The organism is Pandoraea nosoerga, from assembly GCF_902459585.1.
Lineage (GTDB): Bacteria > Pseudomonadota > Gammaproteobacteria > Burkholderiales > Burkholderiaceae > Pandoraea > Pandoraea nosoerga.
In genome coordinates this window covers 80,788-105,623 of record NZ_CABPSC010000008.1, presented here as the reverse complement: position 1 = coordinate 105,623, position 24,836 = coordinate 80,788, and the positions used below count along the sequence as shown (strand labels likewise).

Here is a 24,836-nt window from a genome sequence, read left to right as displayed (position 1 = left end):
GCGTTCGCGCATGGGCGCGCGGCACGACGCCGCGCCCCCCCACCGTCACACGTCGCGCAGCGTGCGCACCGCCGACTGACGCAGCACGGCGCGCAGCCCGCTCCATCCGCCGACCAGCGCGCACAGCACGCCGGCGCCGATACCCAGCACCGGCAGCCATGGATTGAAACGCAGCGCGAACTCGAAGACGTAGCGTGCCAGCACCCAGCCAAGCGCGCCGGCTCCGAGCGCCGCCAACAGGCCGGCGAGCGCCCCGACGGTCACCAGTTCGGCCAGATGCACGTCGCGAAGCTGGCGCGACGATGCGCCCAGTGCGCGCAGAATGCCGCTCTCGCGCATGCGTTCGTCGCGCGTGCCCGCCAGCGCCGCGTACAGCACCAGCACACCTGCCGCAAGCGTGAAGAGAAACAGCGCCTGCACCGCGTCGATCACCTGGGAGAGGATCTGCTGGATCTGTGCGAGCAGCGCGCCCGTGTCGATCACCGTCACGTTCGGAAACTGACGCACCAGCGCATCGGCCACGCCTTGCTGACGCGGCTCGAGATGGAACGACGTGATCCACGTCATCGGAAACTCTCGCAATGCCGCCGGCGGCATCACCACGAAGAAGTTCACTCGCATCGAACCCCAGTCAAGCTTGCGCAGGCTCGTGATGGGAGCGTCGATGCTCTGCCCGGTCACCTCGAAGCGAAGCGTATCGCCGAGCTTCAGGCCCAGCGTCTTCGCAATGCCCTCTTCCATGGACACTTGTGGCGACGTCGCATCGCCATACCACTGCCCGGCCGTGATGCGATTGCCTTCGGGCAGCGCCGACGTGTACGAGAGGTTGAACTCGCGCTCGGCCAGCCGGCGCGCCCGCTCTTCCGTATAGCTCTCGCCGGTCACCGGCTTGCCGTTGATAGCCGTGAGTCGCGCACGGATCATGGGCGAGAGTTGAACGTCGGGCAGACCGCTCGCGCGCAGTTGCGCCAGCACGGGGCTGTCCTGCCCCGGCTGGATATCGATGACGAAGCGGTTCGGCGCGTCCGGCGGACTCGATTGGCGCCACCCCGCGACCAGATCGTTGCGTGTCACCGCGAGCAGCAGCAACGCCATCAGCCCGAGCCCGAGCGCCACGACCTGCAAGGCGCTGCCAAGGCCCCGGCGGCGCAGCCCGGCCAGTGCATAGCGCCAACCCACGCCGCCCATGCCCCCCATGCCGCCTCCGCCTGCGATACCGTGGCGCCGCGCCCATGCGGCAAGCCCGCGGATGGCGAGCCACGCGAGCACACCGAATACCAGCGCGCCGGCGACGAAACCGCCGGCGACCATCGCCCCCAGACGCAGGTCGCGCGCGGCGAACAGCAACAGCGCGGCAAACGCCAGCGCGCTGGCCGCGTAGGCGAGCCAGCCCTGACGACGCGCGCCGCCCGCCAAGTCGCGGCGCAGCACATGGAGCGGCGCGACTTCCGAGAGCGGCAGCAGCGGCGGCAGCGCGAAACCGAGCAGCATCACGAGCGCGCTCGCCAGGCCGAATACGGCCGGCCGCCACGTCGGCGCCGGCAGTCCTGCCGGAATCACATCGCCCAGCCGGGCGAGCAATACCCAATGCGCGACGTAGCCGAGCGCCACGCCCAGCGCGCCGCCGATCAACCCGAGTCCGACGAATTCGATCGTCACCATGCCACGCAGGGCGCGACGCGACACCCCGAGGCAGCGCATGACGGCGCAGGCGTCGAGGTGCCGCTCGCTGTAGCGGCGCGACGCGATGCCGACCGCCACGGCCGCGAGGACCGCGGCGAGCAGCGCCACGAGCGAGAGGAAGCGTCCGGCACGATCGAGCGTCTGACGCACCTGCGGCTGGCCGTCCTCGAGCGATTCGAGATGCACGCCGCGCGCACGCTCGGCGGCCGCACGCGCCCAGTCGGCGAACCTGGCGAGTTGCGCGTCAGGGCCCGCCACCAGCAGGCGATACGTGATACGGCTGCCGAACTGCACGAGGCCGGTGGACGGCAACTCGTCGAAGCGCATCATCACACGCGGCGCGAGCGAGCCGAAGCCGTAGCCGCGGTCCATCTCGCGCGTGATGACGGCGGCGATGCGCAATGTCCGATTGCCCACGCGGATCGCGTCGCCCGGCCTGACGTGCAAGGCGTCGAGCAGCGCGGCATCCACCCACACGGTGCCGGGCTCGGGAATGCCGGCGGCCGGGGCGTCTGGCGTGTCGGGCGCGCCATCGGGCGCGATGCGCACGCGCCCACGCAGCGGATAACCGTCGCTGACGGCCTTGAGCGACGACAGCCGGCTCACGTTGGCCTGGCCATTCGGCCCGATGGCGCTCGCCATGCTCGGGAAATTGGCGACAACGGCCGTGTTCAGCCCCTCGACCCCGGCCTGACGAGCGAATTCCGGGGACAGCGGAGCGTCGCTGCGAACCACGAGATCGGCCGCGAGCATCTGGCGCGCATCGCGCTCGAGCCCGCGCTGCATCCGATCCGAGAGAAAACCCACGCTCGAGAGTGCGCCCACCGCCAGCAACAGCGCCACGAGAAGCAGATGCAACTCGCCTGCGCGCCAGTCGCGCAGGAACATCCGCCATGCCTGGCGGGCAATCTCAGTGAACCCCATCGTTCCTCAATCCTTTGACCCGCGCCAGCAGCGAGCGCCACCCCCGCCAGACCCGCGGCAGCCACCACCACGCCAGCACGACGAACACCAGCAACAACAAGAGAAAGACGACGGGAAGGAAGAACGCAAGCGCCAGTCCACCCACCGTAGAGACATCTTCGCCGGCTGAGGCCGCCACGTTGGAGAAAGGTTCCGGCGACGTATTGATCAGCGCGCGGCTGCCCGCCTTGGCCAGATGCGCCGTGCCCGCGAGCGCGCCGCCGGCCAGACCGGCGAGAACCGTGACGGTCGGGTCCATCTGCCCGAGCGCGGCCGCCCCGAGCACGATCCCGGCCGGAATGCGGATGAACGTATGCACCGCGTCCCAGGCGCTGTCGACGAATGGAATCTTGTCGGCAAAGAACTCGATGGCCGCCAGCACGCCGGCGGTGGCAATGACCCACGTCGATGCCAGCACGGCCAGCGACGGCGGCAGATGCAGCCAGCCCAGACGCGCCGCCATTCCTGCGCAGAACACCGTCAGGTACAACCGCAGGCCACTGCCCCAGGACAGCCCTGCGCCGAGCGCAATCGATTCAAGCATGGTGACCTCGCTGCCGCCGACATGACGGCGTCGCACGATCACGCGTGGCAACGGCCCACGCGGCAACCGTCATCCGCTCGCAATGCGGCGCGCGAGACCGAGCCATCGCGGCTGTCGCGGAGTGACCGTTACCGCGTCATTATGCCGCGCGTTGCGGCAACGCACCACCGGGGACCGTTTTCGCGAGACGCGGGCGTCGGCCGGCGCGCCGCCGGGTGCCGCGGTGTGCTCAGGCGGCCGTGAGCTTGAGGCCGACAAGGCCCGCCAGAATCAGCGCGACGCTCGCAATGCGCGCCGCCGACGCAGATTCACCGAACAGCACGATGCCAAGCACGAAGGCGCCGACTGCGCCGATGCCCGTCCAGATGGCATAGGCCGTGCCAAGCGGCAACGAGCGCACGGCGAGCGCGAGCAGCCAAACGCTGCCGACCATCGATGCGATCGTAAAGACCGACGGCACGATACGAGTGAAGCCCTGCGTGTACTTAAGGCCGACGGCCCACGCCACTTCGAGCAAACCCGCGAATACGAGAAGAATCCAGGCCATGGCTGACTCCGATGAAAAGCCGATCGGGGTCGTCCCCGGAAATGAAATGAGTGCCGCGCGGGTCGTCCCGGATGCGGGTTTCATCGGAGCCCGAATGAAGCGCCGCCGAAAGCGGCAAAGAGAACGGCATTGCAGCGCTGTCACGCCGCGAGCAAAGGCGTCTTCGCGAATGTTCGGCCCTGGACGAAACCCCGCGATTTTAGCAAAGCCGTTGCGCGCCGGCGCGACACCCCACCCTTAGCAGGGGCATTCGTTCGGGGGCCTGCATCGCTTTTGGCACCATGCGCGATCCATGCGCGACGCGGTACTGTCGCACCGCGCTCGTTATAGGGCTCGCTATCGGGCTCGCTATCGGGCTCGTTATCGGGCTCGTTATCGGGCTCGTTATAGGGCTCGTCATAGGGCTCGTCATAGGGCTCGTTATCGGGGGAGCTTGCCGATGTCGCGCGAGTCTCGCGCAGGCGCGTCGTCGCGTCACGCTGGCGCTTCCACTTCCAGTCGGTAGCCCACGCCCGTCTCGGTGAGGATGTGCTGCGGCTGCGCGGGGTCGGCTTCGAGCTTCTGGCGAAGGTGCCCCATGTAGATGCGCAGGTAGTGATTGCTCTCGACGTGCGACGGCCCCCACACCTCCTTGAGCAGTTGCCGATGCGTGAGCACCCGCCCGGCGTGGCGCACCAGCGTGACGAGCAGCCGGTATTCGATCGGCGTGAGGTGCACCGGCTCGCCGGCCCGTGTCACCTTGCGGCGTGCGAGATCGATCTGGATGCCGCCGAACGAGAACGCTTCGTCGAGGGTCTCCGAATTGCCACCGCGATGGTGACGCCGCAACTGCGCGCGGATGCGGGCGAGCAATTCCGACACGCCGAACGGCTTGGTCAGGTAGTCGTCGGCGCCCACGTCGAGCGCGACGACTTTCTCGGCTTCCTCGTTACGCGCCGACAGGACGATGATCGGCATGTCGGTCCAGCCGCGCACTTCGCGGATGACTTCCACGCCATCGATGTCCGGCAGCCCCAGATCGACGATAAGCAGGTCCGGCTTGCGCGTCGCCGCTTCCACCATGCCCTGGCGCCCGGTCTCCGCCTCGTGCACGACCATGCCCTCGGCCTCCAGCGAGGTGCGCAAGAATCGCCGGATCTGGCGCTCGTCTTCAATCACCACGATGGTGAGGGTCGGTTCACTCATGAGTTTGTGTCGTCTTGACGCACGGGGAGCGAGGCGTCGCCTCGCCCTCGCCCCGGCCCCCGTCCACGTTTGCGTTCGCACTGTCGCATGCCGTGCTGCCGCCCGCCCGGCCGGACGCCTCGCCCACCTCGTCCTCGAGCGCCGCCCCTTCCGAGAGACCCGACAGCCCCGGCGGCGTCGGCGGCGTCTCGATCGGCAGCGTGAAGAAGAACCTGGCCCCGTGACCATCGGGCCCATGGGTCGCGTGGATTCTACCGCCGTGCGCCTGCACGATGGCGCGGCAAATCGCCAGCCCCAGTCCGATGCCGGGCTTCGCGGACTCCTTCTCGCCGCGCATGAACTTCTCGAAGATGCGCCCTTCCATGCCCGGCGGCAGCCCCGGCCCGTCGTCGCTCACGCTCACCTCGACTTCGTCGCCGCGCACGCTCGCGGCGATTTCGATGTGCGATCCGGCCGGCGTGTACTTCGCGGCGTTCTCCAGCAGATTGGTGAAAAGCCGCTCGAGCAGCACGGCGTCGAAGCGCAGCAACGGCAGATCGGCCGGCAGCCTCGTGCTCACTTCATGCGCCGCGAGCACCCGGCGGCACGCGCGCAACGACGTGCCCACCACTTCCTCGAGCATCTGCCACTGCCGGTTGAGCTGCACGCCGCCTTCCTGCAACCGGGCCATGTCGAGCAGGTTGGTCACCAGCCCGGTCATGCGCTGCGCCTCCTCGTGAATGGCATCGACGAGTTCGGTGCGCAGCGGCCCCGGTGTCCGGTCGTTGCGGCTGAGCATGCTCGCGAATCCGACGATCGACGTGAGCGGCGTGCGCAGATCGTGTGAGATGGCCGAGAGCAGAGAACTGCGCAGGCGCTCCGACTCCATCGTCACCAGCGCGTCCTGCGCGATTTCCACGTAGTGCACGCGCTCGAGCGCCAAGGCGATTTGCGCGGCGAACGTGTCGAGAAGCCGCTGCTGTTCGGGTGTGCCCATGGCGCCGTCGCCGGTGCGCTCGGGCGCGACCACGAGCACGCCGCGCGTGCGCATCGGTGCGCGAAGCGGCAGATAGTAGGCCTGCGACGCGGGCAGCGTGTCGGTCCCCTCTCCGGCCGCCTGCTGGCGGTCGTAGACCCATTGCGCGACGTCCGTATCGATGTGCTGCGGCATGGTTTGCGGCAGCGCGTTCTCCACGGGCTGACGCACGCTGCCCTGGCTGTCGGGCAGCAGCAACGCCACGCGCGCCTGAAACACCTCGCGCACATGGCGCGCGCCGATCTCCACGATCTGCGGCGTCGTCAGCGCCGCCGCCAGCTCGCGCGCCATCGCGTACACCGCACCGGTGCGGCGCTCGCGCCAGGTGGCAAGTCGCGCCTGGAACCGCAGGCTCGTCGTCAGGTGGCTGATGACGAGCGCGACGGTCAGCATCACCGCGAACGTCAGCAGATACTGCGTATCGGAGACCGACAGCGACATCTTCGGCGGCACGAAGAAGAAGTCGAACGCCACCACCGACAGGAACGACGCCAGCACGCCGGGGCCGCGCCCGAGCCGCATCGCCGCGACGATCACACCGAGCAGATACAACATGGCGATGTTCGCCAGATCGAGAAACCGGGTGAGTTCCGCCGCCGCAAGCGACACCGTCGCGCAGATGCCGACGGCCCACGCGTAGGCGCGCCACGGCCCGCCGACGAGGCCGAGTTCGGGCGCCGTGCCGAACCAGTTGCGCCAGTCGCCGCGCACCACGCGCGTGTGCGCGGCGCGGTCGCCGGCAGACGGGCCGATCAGCACCACGTCCACCCCGCCTGCGTGCCGCACCAGTTGCTCGTGCAGCGGCGTGCTCGCGGTCCACCAGCGGCGCGCACCGCTCGCGCCGATCACCAGCTTGGAGACATTGCGCATCTGCGCGTAGGCGAGCAAGGTGGCGCCGGCTTGCGCACCGTCGAGCGTGAGCGTCTCGGCACCGAGTTCCTGCGCCAGTTTCAGCGCGGCGAAGGTGCTCTCGCGGCGCGCCGCCGATTGTCGCAGCAACGCGGGCGTCTCGACGTGAACGGCCAGCCAGTCGGCGCGCAGGCTCGCGGCAAGCCGGGCCGCCGCGCGCACCAGCGCCACGCCCTCCGGCCCCGGCCCGATGGCGACGAGCAGGCGCTCGCGCGCCTGCCACACCTGACTGATCGACTGGTCCGCGCGGTACTCGCGCATTTGCGCGTCCACGCGGTCGGCCGTGCGACGCAGCGCCAGTTCGCGCAGCGCGATCAGGTTGCCCTTGCGAAAGAAGTTGCGCACGGCGCGCTCGGCCTGTGCAGGCAGATATACCTTGCCTTCACGCATGCGCTCGAGCAGTTCGTCGGGCGGCAGGTCGACCAGCTTCACCTCGTCGGCCAGATCGAAGATGCGATCGGGAATCGTCTCCCACACCCGAATGCCGGTGATCTGACCGACCACGTCGTTGAGCCGCTCCAGGTGCTGGACGTTGAGCGTCGTGAAGACGTCGATGCCGGCGGCGAGCAATTCCTGCACGTCCTGCCAGCGCTTGAGGTGTCGCGCACCCGGCACGTTGGCGTGGGCCAGTTCGTCGACGAGCGCGACAGCCGGCGCGCGGGCGAGCATGCCGTCGAGATCGAACTCGTGCAGCACGCGCGCGCGATACTCGACCGACTTGTGCGGCAGCACTTCGAGACCTTCGAGCAGACGCGCCGTTTCTTCGCGGCCGTGCGTCTCGAGCACGCCGACGACCACGTCGGCGCCCTCCTCGCGCAGCTTGCGCGCGGCTTGCAGCATTGCGAACGTCTTGCCCACGCCGGCGCACGCCCCGAAGAAGATCTTCAGTCGGCCGCGCTGCTCGCGCGCTTCGTCACGTTGCAGCTTGTCGAGCAGTTCGTCGGGATCGGGGCGTTCCATGCCAGCCATCGGATCAGTCCATCCATCAGTACGCACGCGCCACATGGCGCGCGCCTTCCATCGAATCATCGACCGAGTCATCGATCGAACATCGGTCGGCGCATCGATTGCCAACGCAGCAAAACGGCACGCGCCGGGCGTGCCGCCAATCTACTCCAGGCCGCGGGGCAAGGCCAGCGAATGTCGGCAGATTGCCGTTGCACCGCCGCCGCGCGGGCGAATTTCAGACGCCGCCGCGCGCCAGCGCATCCAATGCGAGGTTGAGCTTCAGAACATTCACCCGCGGTTCTCCGAAAATTCCCCACTGCCGGCCCTGTGTGTAGCGCTCGACCAGCCCCCGCACGACGTCGGGCGGCAGCTTGCGCGCCGCGGCAACGCGTGCGACCTGGTACTCGGCCGCGGCCGGGCTGATGTCCGGGTCGAGGCCGCTCGCCGACGCCGTCACGAGATCGGCCGGGACCGGCAGCGTGGCCGTCGGGTCGGCCTCGCGCAGTGCGGCGATGCGCGCCTTGACCGCGTCGGCGAGCGCCGGATTGAGCGGCCCGAGGTTCGAGCCGCCCGACGCGGCGCCGTTCTCAGGCATCGGCGCGGTGGCCGACGGGCGGCCCCAGAAGTACTTCGGCTCGTCGAAGTGCTGGCCGATCAGTGCCGAGCCGACCGCCTTGCCGTCCTTGTAGACGAGGCTGCCGGCCGCCTCACGCGGAAATGCCGCGCGGCCGATGCCGGTCACGACGAGCGGATACACCAGCCCCGTGATGACGCTGAGCGCGACAAAAAGACTCAGCATGGGGCGAACGAGGGTTTTCATGACATCTGTTCCTTGAAAATGCGGGGGTGCGACGTGCCGGGGAAGCATTTCGGCGGCGCACTCATCCAGTCTGGCCAGTTCGGCCGGTCGGCTCGCGCGCGCCGGCCGGGCCGGCCGCCCACGCTTGCCCCGCCCGGCTCACGCCCAGCCCATTGCGGCGATGACCATGTCGATCGCCTTGATACCGACGAACGGCACGAGGATGCCGCCGAGCCCGTAGATCACGAGGTTGCGGCGCAGCAGCGTGGCGGCCCCGAGCGGCCGGTACCTCACGCCCTTGAGCGCGAGCGGGATCAGCACCACGATGATCAGGGCGTTGAAGATCACGGCCGACAGGATGGCCGAGGACGGACTCGCCAGGCGCATCACGTTGAGCGCATCGAGCTGCGGATATGTCGTCGCGAACGCGGCCGGGATGATCGCGAAGTACTTCGCCACGTCGTTCGCAATCGAAAACGTGGTGAGGCTGCCGCGCGTCATGAGCATCTGCTTGCCGATCTCGACGATCTCGATGAGCTTCGTCGGATTCGAGTCGAGATCGACCATGTTGCCGGCTTCCTTGGCGGCTTGCGTACCCGAGTTCATGGCCACGGCCACGTCGGCCTGCGCGAGGGCAGGCGCGTCGTTGGTGCCGTCGCCGGTCATGGCGACGAGCTTGCCCTCGGCCTGATACTTGCGGATCGCCGCGAGCTTGGCTTCGGGCGTGGCTTCGGCGAGGAAGTCGTCCACCCCCGCTTCGGCGGCAATGGCCGCGGCCGTCAGACGGTTGTCGCCCGTGATCATCAGCGTGGTGATGCCCATCTGGCGCAACTCGGCAAAGCGTTCCTTGATGCCGCCCTTGACCACGTCCTTGAGCTCGATCACCCCGAGTGCGCGCGTGCCCTGGGCGTCCTGCTCCGCCACGACCAGCGGCGTGCTGCCGCGGCGCGCGATCTCGTCGACGGCCGTGGCCAGCGCGGCCGGCCACACGCCGCCCGCCGACTCGACATAGTGCCTGAGCGCGTCGGCCGCCCCCTTGCGGACTTGCTTGTCGGCCAGATCCACGCCGCTCATGCGCGTTTGCGCCGAGAACGCAATGAACGACGCGTGCAGGCCGCTCATTTCGCGCTCGCGCAGGTTGAAGCGCTGCTTCGCGAGCACGGCGATGCTGCGCCCTTCCGGCGTTTCGTCGGCGAGCGACGCGAGTTGCGCGGCATCGGCCAACGCGCGCTCGTCGACACCGGGCGCCGGCACGAACCGCGACGCCTGGCGATTGCCCAGCGTGATCGTGCCCGTCTTGTCGAGCAGCAGCACGTCCACGTCGCCGGCCGCTTCCACCGCGCGGCCCGACGTCGCGATCACGTTGGCCTGCATCATCCGGCTCATGCCGGCCACGCCGATGGCCGAGAGCAGCCCACCGATCGTCGTCGGGATTAGGCACACCAGCAGCGCGACGAGCACCGTGATCGTGACCGGGTGACCGGCCTGCGTGACGAATACGCTGTATATCGAGTACGGGAGCAGCGTAGCGGTGGCGAGCAGCAGCACCAGCGTGAGCGCGACGAGCAGGATCGTGAGCGCGATCTCGTTGGGCGTCTTCTGACGCTTCGCGCCTTCGACCATCGCAATCATGCGATCGAGAAACGCTTCGCCCGGGTTGACCGTGACCTTCATGACGATCCAGTCCGAGAGCACTCGCGTGCCGCCGGTCACGGCGCAGAAGTCGCCGCCGGACTCGCGGATCACGGGCGCCGATTCGCCGGTGATGGCCGATTCGTCGACCGACGCCACGCCGTCGACCACTTCGCCGTCGGCCGGAATGACGTCGCCGGCCTCCACGAGCACGAAGTCGCCGCGGCGCAGGCTCGCGCTGTCGATCACCAGACATTCGGCGTCGCGCCGGCCCGCGCGCAATTGCTTTGCCGGCACGTTCTTCTTCGCCTGGCGCAGCGAAGCGGCCTGCGCCTTGCTGCGCCCTTCGGCGAGCGCTTCGGCGAAGTTCGCGAACAGGACCGTGAACCACAGCCACAGCGCGATGGCGAGGATGAACGGCGCGCTCGCCTCGGCGTGGCCGGCAACGGCCATCCCGAAGAGCACCGTGGTGAGCAGGCTGCCCACGTACACCACGAACATCACCGGGTTCTTCGCCTGCGTGAGCGGGTGCAGCTTGCGAAACGAGTCGACGATGGCCGGCCTGACGATGGCGGGGTCGAACATCGACCGGACGGCCGACGCATGCCCGTCGCCCATCGGCCGGGCGGCGGTATTACCTGAGGTTTGATTCATGAGTGCCTCGAATGCCTCATTCCAATGTTCAATGCGCACCGATCATCGCCAGATGTTCGGCGACCGGGCCGAGCGCCAGCGCGGGCACGTAAGTGAGCGCGCCGACGAGCAGCACCGTGCCGAGCAGCAGCACGACGAACAGCGGACCGTGCGTGGGCAGCGTGCCGGGCGTGGCGGCGATGCGCTTCTTGCGAGCGAGCGCGCCTGCGATGGCCAGCACGGGCACGATCACCCAGAAGCGGCCGAACCACATGGCCACGGCAAGCGTGCCGTTGTAGAACGGCGTGTTGGCCGAGAGCCCCGCGAACGCGCTGCCGTTGTTGTTCGCAGCGGAGCTGTAGGCGTAGAGAATTTCCGAGAAGCCGTGGGTGGCCGGGTTCGCCACGCCGGCCTGCCCCGCGGGGGCCAGCACGGCAAGCGCAGTGCCCAGCAGCACGAGCAGCGGCGTCATGAGTACGGCCACGGCGACCATCTTCATCTCGAACGCTTCGATCTTCTTGCCGAGATATTCGGGCGTGCGCCCGATCATCAGACCGGCGACGAAGACCGCCAGCATTGCGAACACCAGCATGCCGTACAAGCCGGAGCCCACCCCGCCGAAAATCACTTCGCCCAGTTGCATGAGCAGCATCGGCACCATCCCGCCAAGCGGCGTGAGCGAGTCGTGCATGGCATTGACGGCGCCGCACGAGGCGGCGGTCGTCACCGTCGCGAAGATGCCCGAGGCCACGATGCCGAAACGCGTTTCCTTGCCTTCCATGTTGCCGCCCGATTGCGCTGCGCTGACCTGCTGATCCACGCCCAGCGAGGCGAGTACCGGATTGCCGGCCTGCTCCGCCGACACGGTGGCCACGCTCGCGATCGAGAATGCGATGGTCATCGCGGCAAGGACCGCCACTCCCTGCCGGCGCTCGCCGACCATGCGCCCGAGCGTGTGGCACAGCGCGGCCGGAATCAGGAAGATCGCCAGGATCTGCAGGAAATTCGACAACGGCGTGGGGTTCTCGTATGGATGCGCGGAATTGGCATTGAAAAAGCCGCCACCGTTCGTGCCAAGCATCTTGATCGCCTCCTGCGAGGCCACCGGGCCCATGGGCAACGTCTGCGTGTGCGTGAGCGCCGGCTGCGTGACGGGTTTGCCGGCCGCGTCGAGCTTCGGTTGGCCGTCCGGGCCGAGCACCGGGTTGTCGTAGTGCGTCGCCTGCAGCGTGCTCACGTCCTCGTAGGCGTCGAAATTCTGGATCACGCCCTGGCTCATGAAGGCGGCGGCAAACAGCACCGCGAGCGGCACCAGCACGTATAGCGTGATGCGCGTCACGTCGACCCAGAAGTTGCCGATCGTCTGCGCCGTATGGCGGGCAAAGCCGCGAACGAGAGCGACCACCACCGCGATGCCGGTCGCCGCCGAGAGGAAGTTCTGCACGGCGAGGCCAAGCATTTGCGTGAGATAGCTCATCGTCGATTCGCCGGCGTAGCCTTGCCAGTTCGTGTTCGCCACGAAGCTCACCGCCGTGTTCATCGACGAATCGGGCGAGACCGCACCAAAGCCCTGCGGGTTGAACGGCAGCCACAGTTGCCAGCGTTGCAGCCCGTACACGGCGAAGGCGCCGACGGCATTGAAGCCGATCAGCGCAATCGCGTAGGTGCGCCAATGCATTTCCTTCCCGGGATCGACGCCGCACAGGCGATAGAGCCCGCGCTCGAGGGGCGCGAACCAGCGGTTCACGCGCGATTCGCCGGCGAGCACGTCGGCCATGAAGCGGCCAAGCGGGCGCGCCAGCACCAGCAGCACGACGAGGAATACGCCGAGCTGAATCCAGGCATTGAGCGTCATGCGAGGTCCTCCGGCTTGAACAGCGCGTAGACGAGATAAGCGAGCAGCGCGAGCGTGAGGGCGCCGCTCAGCCAGTACATGGCTGTCATTGCTGCCCCCCCAACGACGCGCAGAACGCGACAAAACCGACGGTCGCGGCCGTCAACACCGCGATGGCGCCGAGATACAACCAGTCCATGACAACTCCTTATCGTGTGGCGGCCGGCACGCCACGGACGCGATGCGCCCCCGCGTGCGCATGCCGGCCGTGCAGCGAACGATACGCAGCGGCGCGTAAAGACGGGGACAAAAGGCGTCAAGGGGATGTAAACAACGCGTAAACGAGCGAAGGACATGGCCCGCCCCCGCCCGGGGTGGCGGTCCGTGGCGGTCCGTGGCGTGTGCGGGCGGGCGCGGCGGGCGCAGTGGGGACTAAAAGGACAAAGCCCGCCGATATCGCTATCGGCGGGCCTGGGTTCGGGCCTGGGTTCGGGCCTGAGTTCGGGCCTGGGTTGGGGCCCAGGTTCGGCCTTGGGCGTACCGGCCCTGGGCGTTCGGGCACTGTGGCCCGGCAACGGTTATTCCGTCACTTGCGAGCCCTTGTGCCAGACCTCGAGCACTTCCTTGCTCGGCTCGAGGTTCAGGTTGACGTTGCGCGGCGGGATCGGTTGCTGGAACCACTTGCGCTGAATGCGGCGGATCTCGCCCGAGCTGAAGACGTGCGCCAGCGTCGTGTCGACGAACGCCTTGAACTGCGGGTCGTCGCGTCGCAGCATCAGGGCGTTGAACTCCGTTTCCAGCGGCGCGCCGACGATGGCGAAATCGCCGGGCTCGCGAGCGTTGGCGCGCAGGCCGGCGAGGAGTACGTCATCGAGCGCGAACGCCTTCGCGCGACCGGTCTCGAGCGTCATCATCGACTCGCCGTGGTCGCGGGCCGGAATCACGCGGAAGCCGCCCTTGTCAGCCTGAATGCGCGCCAGGCGCTCACCGGTCGAGCCGGCCGAGGCCACGAGATTCTGCCCCTTGAGGTCTTCCAGGCCGCGGATGTTGTCTTTCTTGTTGACCAGCAGACGCACTTCGGAGACGTAGTAGGGGTTGCTGAAGCCCACTTGTTCGGCACGCTCGGGCGTGATCGTGTTGGGCGCGCAGTCCAGATCCACCGTGCCGTTCTTCACGAGCGGAATGCGGTTCTGCGGCGTGACGGACATCTCGCGCACGCGCAGGTTCGGCAGGTTGAGCGCGGTCTTCACGGCGTCGACCACGGCGTAGCACAGGTCCATCGTGTAGCCGACAGGCTTGCCCTTGTCGTTCACATAGGCGAACGGGATGGCCGCCTCGCGGTAACCGAGCGTGATGAGGCCCGTGTCGTGGATTTTCTTGAGCGTGCCGGTCAGCTCGCCGCGAACCACGGGCAGCGGCACGGTCTTCACCGTTCCCACGGCTGCCGCCGTGGCCGCAGGCGCCGCCAGCGCGACCGGCACGCCGGCGTGCGCACAGATCAGGAGCGTGAGCCCCAGTGCGACGCGCTTCGCGCCGGCTTTCCAATTTGCAACGTTCCCACCGTTCACAGCAATTCCTATCGATATAACAGCACGATAGCAATTTACAGATTCACGCCGGGGGAATCAAAGAAACGTTTGTCATTAGCTTATGCGCCCCCCCCCGGCGCGGGCCGGCTGCGCGCACCGCCCTCAGGGGGGATCATGAGGATCATGAGCCGGCGGCGTGCGGCGCACCGGTCGGCAGCGACGCGTCGTGCTCGGCGGCCCCTGGCGTCTCGGCGCCCGAGGCGGCATCGAGGCGTGCGCCGGCCGCCCACAGGGCGACCACTTCCGGCGTGGGCGCGAGCTGGAGGTTGTGCCCGTAAGGCGGCAGCGGCGACTGGAACCACTCGTGCTGGAGCCGCGCCATCTCGCCGCTATCGAAGACGTGTGCGAGCGCGGCATCGACGCGCGCCTTGAACGCTGGGTCGTCCCTGGGCAGCACGAGCGCATACGACTCGGGCTGATCCGACAGCGCCGGCCCGACGACCTCGAAACGCTCAGGCGTCTTGGCGGTCACGCGTTGTCCTTCGAGCAGGACTTCGTCGAGCGCGAACGCCTGCGCGCGATACGCCCGGAGCATGCGAAAAGCGTCGTCGTAGTCGCGCGCCATGAGCAGTTGGAAGCCGACTCGCGCCTGCCGCGCGCGCACGAGTCGTTCCGCCGTGGTCCCCTGCACGACCACGAGCCGCAGGCCCCGCATGTCGTCGAGCGATGCAATGCCGCTGCCACGCCGCACCATCAGACGCACGCTCGACGCGTAGTACGGCAGGCTGAACGCCACCTGCCGGCTACGCGCGGCGGTCACCGTGGACGGTGCGCAGTCGATGTCGATGGCGTCGGCTTTGACGAGCGGCGCGCGCATCTGTTCGATCACGCGCACCGGCGTAATCGTCAGCGACGGCATCGCGAGCTCGCGCCGCAGCGCGGCGGCCACGCGCTGACACAGCGACCACGCGAGACCGATCGGCCGGTCGTGCGTGTCGACATACGAAAACGGTGGGGCGCTTTGCCGATAGCCGAGCACGATGCGTCCGCGTTCGCGAATGCGGGCCATGGTAGGCGGCAGTGCCGCTGTGGCGCCGGAGACCGGGTTTTGCGGCAAGACGATCCCGTCTTGCGGCGGGAGAACGCCGTCAAGCCCCGCTGTCGCGGATATCCCGGGCACCGTGGACTCGCCCGCGCGGGCGCCGGCCGGGAAGACGAAGGTCAACGTGGCCGCCAGCACCGTCAGCGCCGCCACCGCCGCCTGAACGCCAGCGCAACGCTGAAAATTACGCGCCGCGGCGCGGCCCCCATGGCGAGACGGGAACGAGGGCAAGGCAAAGGGCAAGGCAAGGAGGAAGGCAAGGGCGTAGGCAGGCATGAGCGTCGCGGGCAGAGAAAGGAAAGTCTCCCCACCTTAGCAACCGCACCGCGCCCCATTTCCGCGCTACCAAGAGTTTCGGAAAATTCCTATGCCGGCGCAGTTCTCAACGCAATTTGCGTCCATTTTTGCGTCTATTTTTGCGTCTATTTTTGAAGACATCCGAACGCCCCACCAGCCGCTACGTGTCAACGGGTCTGGGCGAGCAGCGCCTGCAACAGCCGCTCGTCGTCCTCCGGCGTGGGCGCCGTGTTGTCGAAACGCACGAAGCCAGGGAAAGCCGACGGCGGCGGCAGGATCCGGCGGACGCGATATTCGTCCCAGTGGGCGAGCTTGTATGCGTCGTTCGGATTGCCGCGGCGCTCGATGCGGGCCTTCGCGTGGGCCTCGTCGAGATCGACCCAGACCACGTGCACGCTCACGTCGTCGTCCACGCCAAGCCAGGCGCGATCGAACAGCAGCCCCTCGCGCAGTTCGCGCGAGAGCGGCCCGACCACGAGCACGTTTACGCCCAGATGCAGGTTCTCGCGCGCCGTCTCCAGCAATCCGGCGTACTCGGGCTCGCGCAGCGTCTGCAGATACAACGGGCTGTCGCGATCGTTCGGATTGCCCGTGAGCGCGCCCATCACCGCCGCGCTGTAACCGCCGTAAAGCGTGTCCTTGTCGAGCAAGCAGAACGCCTCGCCGCTGCGCTCGATGAGCGGACGGATCAGGCGCTTGGCGAGCGTCGTCTTGCCCGCTCCCGAGTGGCCGCAGAAGAAAATCAGTCGTGTCATGACGCCGCCTTGCGCTCGAACATCACGAAGTGCTTGCGCACCGGCTCCACCACTTCGAAGACACCTTCGAAGCCGGCGGGAATCACGCACGCGTCACCCGGGCCGAACTCCGCGGCGTTGCCGGCGAGGTCGCTGATGCGAATGCGCCCTTCGATCACCGAAAAATACTCCTGCCGATGCGGGCCGAACGCAATGCGCCACGCGCCCGGCTCGCAGGCCCATTCGCCACAATCGAACTCGCCGAGGGCGTCCGTATAGAAAGGACGCGTGACGCGCTGCGGGTTGCCGCTCACGCGGCGCGCTTCGGCAGGATGATCGAACACGGGCTCTCCCGCCTGGGCGGGCGCAAACGTAATGAGAGAAGGCGTAGTCATCGGCATGGGTTCGGTGAGGGAGTCGGGGCGTCAGTTCAGTGCGGCGCTGAGCTTGCGGCGCCAGGCGGAGACGGTCGCCGGGTCGGTGCCGGACAGCGCGTCGAAAATCGCCAGCATCGACTTGCGTGCGGCGTCATCAGCAAACGAGCGGTCGCGCTGCACGATCTCGAGGAGCGCCTGCAACGCCGGTTCGTAGGCGCGCTCGGCGAGATAGCGATTGGCGAGGTCGAGGCGCGCCTGCAGGTTGTCGGGCTCGGCCTGCACGCGCCGGAGCAGATCCTGCGCGGGCGGCAGATGGCTCGCCCGCTCGGCGGCTTCGATGCGCGTCGTCAGCGCGGCAATGCGCGCGTCGCCGCTCGCCGCGGTGCGCGGCGAGAGCAATGTCAGCTCCGTGCGCGCAGCCTGCGCGTCGCCCATGCCGAGCAGCACGTCGACCAGATCGAGGCGCACGTCGTCATGCGCGGGATCGAGCGCCAGGGCCGCCTGCAGCGCGTCGCGCGCGGCTTCGGGGCGGCCCTCGGCAAGCGCCTCGCGCGCCACCCGGCGCGCCATCTCCGCCGGATTCGGCACGATGCGCTCGATGAACGCTCGCAGTTGGCCTTCGGGCAAGGCGCCCACGAACTGGTCGACGGGCTCGCCGTCGACGAACGCCACCACCGTGGGCAGACTGCGCACGCCATACTCGGCGCAGAGCTGGGCGTTTTCATCGGCATTGACCTTCACGAGACGAATGCGCCCCTGCGCTTCGGCTTCGAGCTTCTCGAGCAGCGGGCCGAGCACGTTGCACGGGCCGCACCACGGGGCCCAGAAGTCGGCCAGCACCGGCACCTGATGCGAGACGGCCAGCACGTCTGCGTCGAAACTGGCGAGGTTGGTATCGATCATATGACCTATCGAGCGTGGTAAATTGCGTGAACCGCGGTCGGTATTCGTCGCCGGCGCCATTGGCGCGGCCCCGGCGACGTTCCCCCGACACGGCGGCGTATGTTACGCATGGTAATCGCAATCCGGGCAAATCCGGGCAATTCGGTAGGGACGCACTCCGGCGCGCGGGGTTCCCGCGTCGCAGAGCATTCCACGACGGGCGGGGAGGCACATGCACGCAGGACATGGCACGGCGATCTTTTTCACCCAACTGCTCTTGCTGGTACTCGCCGGCCGCCTGCTCGGCGAGGTGATGCAGCGCCTGCGCCAGCCGGCCGTCATGGGACAGTTGCTCGCGGGCGTGCTGCTCGGCCCGTCCATCTTCGGCGCCCTGCTGCCCGCCTGGCAACACGCCGTCTTTCCCGATAACGAAACGCAGAAGAAGATGCTCGACGCCGTGTCCGAGCTCGGCGTGCTGCTGCTCCTGCTCTCGACCGGTCTGGAGACCGACCTCGGTCTCGTGCGGCGCATGAAGCGCATGGCGATCTTCGCGTCCGCGGGCGGCATGATCCTGCCGTTTGTCTGCGGCTTCGCGCTCGGCTGGCACCTGCCCGACGCGCTGCTTCCCCACCCTGAAGCGCGGCTCGTCACCTCGCTCTTTCTCGGCACCGCGCTGTCGATCTCGTCGGTGAAGGTCGTGGCGATGGTCATTCGCGAGGTCGATTACCTGCGCCGCAACATCGGCCAGATCATTCTGGCGGCCGCCATTCTGGACGATACGACCGGGTGGATCATCATCGCCGCCATTGCCGGTCTGGGTGCGAGCGGCTCGATCGACGTGGGCCACCTCTCCTTCAGCCTTGGCGGCACCGTACTCTTCATCGCCCTGTGCTTCACCGTGGGCAAGCGCGCGGTGGCCGTGGCGATCCGCTGGACCAACGACCGCTTCACCATCGAGATGCCGGTGCTCAGCGCGATTCTCGTCATCACGTTCGTGCTCGCGCTCGCCACCGACAAGCTCGGCGTGCACACCGCGCTCGGGGCCTTCATGGCGGGCGTCATGATCGGGCAGTCGCCGATCCTCACCGAGCAGATCGAAGCGCAGTTGCGCGGGCTCATCGTGGCGCTCTTCGCGCCCGTCTTCTTTGGCGTGGCGGGCCTGTCGGTCGACCTCACGATCCTGCTCGACTGGCGCATGCTGGGCCTCGTGGCGGGCCTGATCCTGATCGCGAGTGTCGGCAAGTTCACCGGCTGTTTCGTCGGCGGGCGCCTGGGCGGCATGTCCGGCGCCGAAGCGCTTGCGCTCGCGACCGGCATGAACGCGCGCGGTTCCACGGAAATCATCGTGGCGAGCATCGGGCTCTCGCTCGGCGTGTTGAGCAAGGACCTGTTCACGATGATCGTGATCATGGCGCTCATCACCACGCTCATCATGCCGCCGGTGCTGCGCCGCGCACTGGTGCGCATTCCGCTCTCCGAGCAGGAAAAGGCGCGCCTCGAGAAGGAGGCCGCCGAGGAGCGCGACTTCCTGCCTCACGTGGAACGCATTCTCGCCGCGGTCGACGGCAGCGCCAACGGCCGCTTCGCCGCCTGGATCGCCGGGCTGACGGCCGGCGTGCGCGGCACGCTCACCACCGTGCTCGCCCCCACACCGGCCGAGACCGACGGCGGTAGAACGGCGCGCGAGGTGAGCGAGGCGGTCGACAACGAAACGGCATCGGGGCCACGCAGGCATGGCGGCAGCGGAGAAGCGGCGCGCGAGGAAGGTGAGCACGGCAAGGCCGGGGGGGCTGGCGGGGCCGACGAGGAAGGCGCGGGGCGTGACGCTTACGAGATTGCGCTGGCCGCCGCCCGGCTCGCCCTGCCCCGCGCGCCCGGCACGCCGGGCGTGGAGGAAGACAAGCCCCGCGACGACGCCCGCGAGGCGGCGCGGCTGGTGCTGCGCGAGCGCACCGGCAAGCCGCCGCCGAAGTCGCCCGAATTGCCGCATGGGCCCGTGAAGGAGGTCGAAGACATCGAGGCAAACGCCGAGGGAAAAACCTCGGGCGCATCGAATGGTGCGTCGAAGGGTGCGTCGAATGGCGGGTCGAGGGGCGACGGGAAAGACGCCGGCGAGAAAAGCGACCACGAGAAACACGGCAAGAACCGCAAGGACCGCGGCGAGCGCCGCGACGGTGGCGGCGCAGACCACGCGCCCAGGCTCGAGCCCGTCGGCGAAGCCCATGATGACAAGCGCGTGAGCCAGGCCAGGCACGAAGGTGAATTCGTCATGAGCGATCCGTCCGACGCCGCTCGCGAGCAAAAGGCGTCACAGCCGGAGAACAGCCACGAGGCCACACGCATCTCCGACGAGATTGCCAAAGGCTACGGTTTCGTGATCGCCGGCTTCGATGCGCCGGGCCAGGAATCCGAATCCGACGTCCCGCCCCTGCCGCTACCCACCGGCGTGCTACCGCTCACGAAGGCGTTCGATGGCGCCATCGCCATCGTGCTCGCGCATGGCGAGCACGCCCGTCAGCCGGACGCGCCGCTCGACATCCTTGTCCCGGTCTCCGGCACCGACTATTCGCGCCACGCCGCCGAGCTCGCGATTACGCTGGCGCGCGCGGCCAACGCGCCGGTCACGGCGCTGCACGTGTCGGCGCGCGCCGCCCCCGGCATGCTGCACCGGCGCTGGCGGCCGCGCGCGCTGCGCCCGGACGCCGCGCAAGCGGCCATGCTGGAAAACCTGCACGCGCTGGCCGAGCGCAACGGCGTGTCATTGCGCACGCGCCTGCTCGCCGGCGGCAAGGTGGAAGACGCGGTGCTGCACCAGATCGGCCACGGCAAGCACAATCTGCTCGTGCTCGGCGTGCAGCCCCGCTTTGGCGATCGGCTGAACTTCGGCAGCATCTCGCACCGCCTGCTGGAAGAACGCCGCTGCTCCGTGATCGTATTAAGCGCGTGAGCGGCGCCGGTTCCGCGCCCGCGCCTACCGCGCCGGCGGCTTGCGCTCGGGCAGCGGAATCCATTCGGTCTCGCCGGGCACCTTGCCCATTTCCTGCGCGCTCCACGCGGCTTTCGCCCGCTCGATGCGCTCGCGGCTCGACGAGACGAAATTCCAGAAGATGAAGCGATCGCCGTCGAGCGGCGCGCCGCCGAGCAACATCAGGCGCGCCGGCTTGTCGCCGGCGACGATGCGCACCTGTGCCTCCGGCGCCAGCACGCCCATGCGTTGCTCGGGCAACGTCTCGTCGTTCACCATCACTTCGCCCTGCACGGTGTAGACCGCGCGCTCGGGATACTCGGGCGGCAGCACGAACGCGGCGCACGGCGCCATGTCCACGGCCAGATAGAAGATCGGCGAGAAAACCTTCACCGGCGACGTCTCGCCGAACGCCTTGCCCAGAATCAGTCGCATGTGCACGCCCGGCTCAAAGATGTCCGGCAGCGACGCCGCGTCGTGATGCGCGAACGTGGGCGCGGTCTCTTCGTCCGCCTGCGGCAACGCCACCCAGGTCTGAATGCCATGCACGTCGCCGCCTCGCGCGCGCACGTCGGGCGGCGTGCGCTCCGAGTGAACGATGCCGCGCCCGGCCGTCATCCAGTTCACCGCGCCTGGCGTGATGCGCTGATCGCTGCCGAGGCTGTCTCGATGCCAGATCTCGCCGTCGAACAGATACGTGACGGTGGCCAGCCCGATGTGCGGGTGCGGGCGCACGTCCATACCCTGCCCGGGCGCCAGTGTGGCCGGGCCCATGTGATCGAAGAAGATGAACGGGCCGACCGTCTTGAACGGCAGACTCGGCAGGCTTCGCTGGACGGTGAAGGCCCCGATGTCGCTCAGGTGCGGCTTGAGCACGGCGAGAAAAGGACTGGAGGAACCGGTCATGGCGCATGTCTCCTGCGAAGGTCCGGTGTGGCACAAGGTGTGGCACAAAGTTTGGGACAAGGTGTCGGACGAGGTGTCATACGAGGTGTCATACGAGGTGTCATACGAGGTGTCATACGAGGTGTCAGACACGGGGGATCGTGTCGGACGATTGTAGATGACATTCGGGCCGCCTTCCATGACACCCGAGGACGAGCGAAGCGCGGCGCTTCGCTCCTATAATGCAGGAATACCGAAACGCATACGCGCGCCCGTTGCGGCGCGCATGGACTTATGAACAAGGCTTTCGTCAAAGAAGACAACGGCGACGACGATGACGATCTCGACGCCGGCGCCCCCGAAATTCCCCCGGGCACCAAGAACTACATCACACCGGCGGGCTATCGCCGCCTCAAGGAAGAACTGCTCGATCTCATCGACAATCAGCGCCCCGAAGTGGTGAAGGTCGTGTCGTGGGCGGCGTCCAACGGCGATCGCTCGGAGAACGGCGACTACATCTACGGCAAGCGCCGCCTGCGCGAGATCGATCGGCGCATCCGCTTTCTCACGCGGCGCCTCGACAAGGCCGAAGTCGTCGACACGCGCCGTCAGGAGAACGTCGACCAGGTATTCTTCGGCGCCGAGGTGACCTACGCCGACGGCAAGGGCGACGAGCACACGATCATGATCGTCGGCATCGACGAGGTCGATCTCGAGCGCGGCCACGTCAGCTGGATTTCGCCGATCGCGCGCGCCATCACCAAGTCGAAGGTGGGCGACACCGTGCCGCTGCGCACGCCCGCCGGGCTCGAACAGATCGAGATCCTGGACGTGCGCTATCCGCCGTCGGAATGACGGCGAGTCGTCGGCGCAAGGGAAATCGTCGGGAAAGAGAATCGAAGGATCGCGCGGCCCGCACGCCTGAGGCGTGCGGCATGCCGCGTCAGTAGCTGCCGCGCTCGCGCGTGACGCGCATGGCGTGATTGGCGTGGACTTCTTCCTGATGCCGCTCGCTCGGGCGCTCCCGCGCCACGCGCATCACGTCCGGATTCACGCGAATGCGGCGCATCACGTTGGCCAGATGCACGCGATCGCTCACCTGGATGAGAAAGCGCAAGGTTGCCGATTCGTCCGGCACCACTTCGTCCATGCCGATGTGCACGATGTTCGCGTCCGATGCCGTGATATCGGCCGCCACGCGCGAGAACACGCCCCGGTTGTGACGCACCAGCACCTTGATGCCGACGTCGAACAGACGCCCCGGCTGCGGCGCCCATGCCACGTCGATCCAGCGCGTCGGATCCTTGCGATGGATGCGACGCGCGACCGGGCAGTCCGTCGTGTGGATCGCCATGCCCAGGCCAATGCCGATGTAGCCCATGATCGCGTCGCCGGGAATCGGCCGGCAGCACGCCGAGAACTGCACGGACATGCCCTCGGTGCCGGTAATGAGCACCGGCGGGCCGACATTCTCGTCACCGGTGCGCGGCGAATCCGGATCGTCCGGGCTGTCGGTGTCGTCGCTTTCCTTGCCGGACGTGAGCACTGCCAGACGCTTGGCCATGACCGCCGCCACGCGCCGGCCCAGTCCGATGTCGGCGAAGATGTCCTGCCGATCCTTGTTGCCCGTCCACTGCGCGAGCTTGTCCCACAGCTCCGGCGAGATTTCGCTCATCGTCAGGCCATAGCCCTTGAGCGCCTGCTCCACGAGACGCTCGCCGAGCTGCACCGACTCGGCAAAGCGCATCGTCTTGAGGTAATGACGAATCGCCGAGCGCGCCTTGCCCGTGCGCACGAAGCCGAGCCACACAGGGTTCGGCTTGGAATACGGCGCCGTGATGACTTCCACGATGTCGCCGTTCTTCAACTCGGTGCGCAGCGGCAGCAGTTCGTTGTTGATCTTGACGGCCACGCACTGGTTGCCGAGATCGCTGTGTACGGAATAGGCGAAATCGAGCGCCGTCGCGCCGCGCGGCAGCGCCATGATGCGCGCCTTGGGCGTGAACACGTACACGGCATCCGGGAACAGGTCGATCTTGACGTGTTCGAGGAATTCGGTCGAGTCGCCCGTCTCGCTCTGAATGTCGAGCAGCGACTGCAGCCACTGGTGCGCGTGCTTCTGCACGTCGTTCATGTCGGCGCCGCCGTTCTTGTACAGCCAGTGCGCCGCCACGCCCGCTTCCGCGATCTCGTGCATGCGGCGCGTGCGAATCTGAAACTCGATCGGTGTGCCGAAGGGGCCGACCAGCGTCGTATGCAGCGACTGGTAGCCGTTGACCTTCGGAATCGCGATGTAATCCTTGAACTTGCCCGGCACCGGCTTGTACAGCGCGTGCAGCACGCCGAGCGCGAGATAACACTGCGCGTTGGACTCGACGACGACCCGGAAGCCGTACACGTCGAGCACCTGCGAGAACGACAACTGCTTCTCCTTCATCTTGTTGTAGATGCTGAAGAGCGTCTTCTCGCGGCCGAAGACGTCGGCGCTCACACCGCCGTCCTTGAGCGCCTTTTCGACGGCGTCGAGAATCTTGCCGACCACCTCGCGCCGGTTGCCGCGCGCGGCCTTCACGGCCTTGTCGAGCACGGCGTAGCGACGCGGGTTGTAGTTCGCGAAGCTCAGGTCCTGCAGCTCGCGGTAGGTGTTGTTCAGGCCCAGACGATGCGCGATCGGGGCATAGATGTCGAGCGTTTCGCGCGCCACGCGGCGCTGCTTTTCCGTCGACGTGACGCCGAGGGTGCGCATGTTGTGCAACCGGTCGGCGAGCTTGACGAGGATGACGCGCACGTCGCGCGCCATTGCAAGCAGCATCTTGCGAAAGCTCTCGGCCTGCGCCTCTTCCCGGCTGCGAAACTCCATCTTGTCGAGTTTCGACAGGCCGTCCACCAGTTCCGCGACCTTCGGCCCGAATCGCTCGGCGAGTTCGGCTTTGGTAACGCCCTGGTCTTCCATCACGTCGTGCAAAAGCGCGGCCATGATCGACTGTGCGTCGAGCTTCCACTCGGCACAAATCTCGGCAACCGCAACGGGATGGGTGATGTAGGGCTGTCCGCTCTGGCGGTATTGGCCCAGGTGAGCCTCGTCGCTGAACTGGAAGGCTTCCTTGATCTGCGCGAGATCGCTTTCCTTGAGGTACTCCCCAAGCATGCCCTTCAGGCGGGCGATCGAAACGACCTCGTGCTTGCGCGGCTGCTCGGGCGTGGCGGTCGGACCGAACAGATGCCGGTACGACTGCTCGAGCAGTGCGTCGATGTACTGGCGTGTGGCGCTCTCGCCCTTTTTCTTCTTGCGCTCGGGCTTGGGCTCCCCCGCTTTGGGTTCATCCGCAGCGATGGACGCGGCCGGTGATTTCGCGTGACTCATACGTGTACC

Annotated in this window: 18 protein-coding genes; 2 read left to right on the top strand and 16 right to left on the bottom strand. The window is 67.7% G+C overall.

Annotated elements, in window-relative coordinates; all coding sequences use genetic code 11:
• Window positions 1-45 precede the first annotated feature (45 nt).
• The 14 genes from PNO31109_RS11945 to trxA form a co-directional block, all read right to left on the bottom strand.
• Window positions 46-2,607: an ABC transporter permease gene (locus PNO31109_RS11945; protein WP_241014182.1), complete on the bottom strand. Its 2,562-nt coding sequence runs from the start codon at window positions 2,605-2,607 to the stop codon at window positions 46-48.
• A complete protein-coding gene (locus tag PNO31109_RS11940; protein WP_150555733.1) occupies window positions 2,594-3,190 on the bottom strand; it encodes a DUF4126 domain-containing protein in 597 nt (198 codons plus the stop codon). The genes PNO31109_RS11945 and PNO31109_RS11940 overlap by 14 nt, the downstream gene beginning before the upstream one ends.
• Window positions 3,191-3,419: 229 nt before the next feature.
• Window positions 3,420-3,737 carry a quaternary ammonium compound efflux SMR transporter SugE gene (sugE, locus tag PNO31109_RS11935; protein WP_150555732.1) on the bottom strand — a complete coding sequence of 106 codons (318 nt, stop codon included), beginning with the start codon at window positions 3,735-3,737 and terminating at the stop codon, window positions 3,420-3,422.
• Window positions 3,738-4,211: 474 nt separating this feature from the next.
• Entirely contained in the window at window positions 4,212-4,922 is a 711-nt protein-coding gene (gene kdpE / locus PNO31109_RS11930; RefSeq protein WP_150555731.1) for a two-component system response regulator KdpE, read from the bottom strand.
• The gene (locus tag PNO31109_RS11925) at window positions 4,915-7,806 is read right to left on the bottom strand and encodes a DUF4118 domain-containing protein (protein WP_150555835.1); all 2,892 of its coding nucleotides are present in this window, start codon (window positions 7,804-7,806) and stop codon (window positions 4,915-4,917) included. Before PNO31109_RS11925 ends, kdpE begins: the two co-directional genes overlap by 8 nt.
• A gap of 223 nt (window positions 7,807-8,029) precedes the next feature.
• Window positions 8,030-8,614, bottom strand: a complete 585-nt coding sequence (kdpC, locus tag PNO31109_RS11920) for a potassium-transporting ATPase subunit KdpC (RefSeq protein WP_150555730.1) — start codon at window positions 8,612-8,614, stop codon at window positions 8,030-8,032.
• Window positions 8,615-8,752: 138 nt separating this feature from the next.
• A complete protein-coding gene (kdpB, locus tag PNO31109_RS11915; RefSeq protein WP_280525224.1) occupies window positions 8,753-10,879 on the bottom strand; it encodes a potassium-transporting ATPase subunit KdpB in 2,127 nt (708 codons plus the stop codon).
• Window positions 10,880-10,907: 28 nt separating this feature from the next.
• Window positions 10,908-12,713 (bottom strand): potassium-transporting ATPase subunit KdpA, encoded by a 1,806-nt coding sequence (gene kdpA / locus PNO31109_RS11910; protein WP_150555729.1) that lies wholly within the window; start codon window positions 12,711-12,713, stop codon window positions 10,908-10,910.
• Window positions 12,710-12,802, bottom strand: coding sequence for a K(+)-transporting ATPase subunit F (gene kdpF / locus PNO31109_RS11905; protein ID WP_072637068.1), 93 nt, complete (start codon window positions 12,800-12,802; stop codon window positions 12,710-12,712). Before kdpF ends, kdpA begins: the two co-directional genes overlap by 4 nt.
• A gap of 468 nt (window positions 12,803-13,270) precedes the next feature.
• A complete protein-coding gene (locus PNO31109_RS11895; RefSeq protein ID WP_244958165.1) occupies window positions 13,271-14,260 on the bottom strand; it encodes an amino acid ABC transporter substrate-binding protein in 990 nt (329 codons plus the stop codon).
• Window positions 14,261-14,402: 142 nt separating this feature from the next.
• Entirely contained in the window at window positions 14,403-15,599 is a 1,197-nt protein-coding gene (locus tag PNO31109_RS11890; RefSeq protein WP_150555728.1) for an amino acid ABC transporter substrate-binding protein, read from the bottom strand.
• Window positions 15,600-15,787: 188 nt separating this feature from the next.
• Entirely contained in the window at window positions 15,788-16,375 is a 588-nt protein-coding gene (locus tag PNO31109_RS11885; RefSeq protein ID WP_150555727.1) for a P-loop nucleotide/nucleoside kinase family protein, read from the bottom strand.
• Window positions 16,372-16,749, bottom strand: coding sequence for a cupin domain-containing protein (locus PNO31109_RS11880; RefSeq protein WP_150555726.1), 378 nt, complete (start codon window positions 16,747-16,749; stop codon window positions 16,372-16,374). The genes PNO31109_RS11885 and PNO31109_RS11880 overlap by 4 nt, the downstream gene beginning before the upstream one ends.
• Before the next feature lie 30 nt (window positions 16,750-16,779).
• Complete coding sequence (gene trxA / locus PNO31109_RS11875) at window positions 16,780-17,631, bottom strand: thioredoxin (RefSeq protein WP_150555832.1); 852 nt, start codon at window positions 17,629-17,631, stop codon at window positions 16,780-16,782.
• A gap of 214 nt (window positions 17,632-17,845) precedes the next feature.
• On the opposite strand from trxA, the gene PNO31109_RS11870 reads away from it, so the two are divergent.
• Complete coding sequence (locus tag PNO31109_RS11870) at window positions 17,846-20,560, top strand: cation:proton antiporter domain-containing protein (protein WP_150555725.1); 2,715 nt, start codon at window positions 17,846-17,848, stop codon at window positions 20,558-20,560.
• A 24-nt stretch (window positions 20,561-20,584) separates the two neighbouring features.
• Here the strand turns inward: PNO31109_RS11870 and PNO31109_RS11865 are convergent, their stop codons facing one another.
• Window positions 20,585-21,484, bottom strand: coding sequence for a pirin family protein (locus PNO31109_RS11865; protein WP_150555724.1), 900 nt, complete (start codon window positions 21,482-21,484; stop codon window positions 20,585-20,587).
• A gap of 273 nt (window positions 21,485-21,757) precedes the next feature.
• Here PNO31109_RS11865 and greB point away from each other — a divergent pair, with 273 nt between their 5' ends.
• Entirely contained in the window at window positions 21,758-22,318 is a 561-nt protein-coding gene (greB, locus tag PNO31109_RS11860) for a transcription elongation factor GreB (protein WP_150555723.1), read from the top strand.
• A gap of 88 nt (window positions 22,319-22,406) precedes the next feature.
• Here the strand turns inward: greB and PNO31109_RS11855 are convergent, their stop codons facing one another.
• Window positions 22,407-24,827: a RelA/SpoT family protein gene (locus PNO31109_RS11855; protein ID WP_150555722.1), complete on the bottom strand. Its 2,421-nt coding sequence runs from the start codon at window positions 24,825-24,827 to the stop codon at window positions 22,407-22,409.
• Window positions 24,828-24,836: the final 9 nt, after the last annotated feature.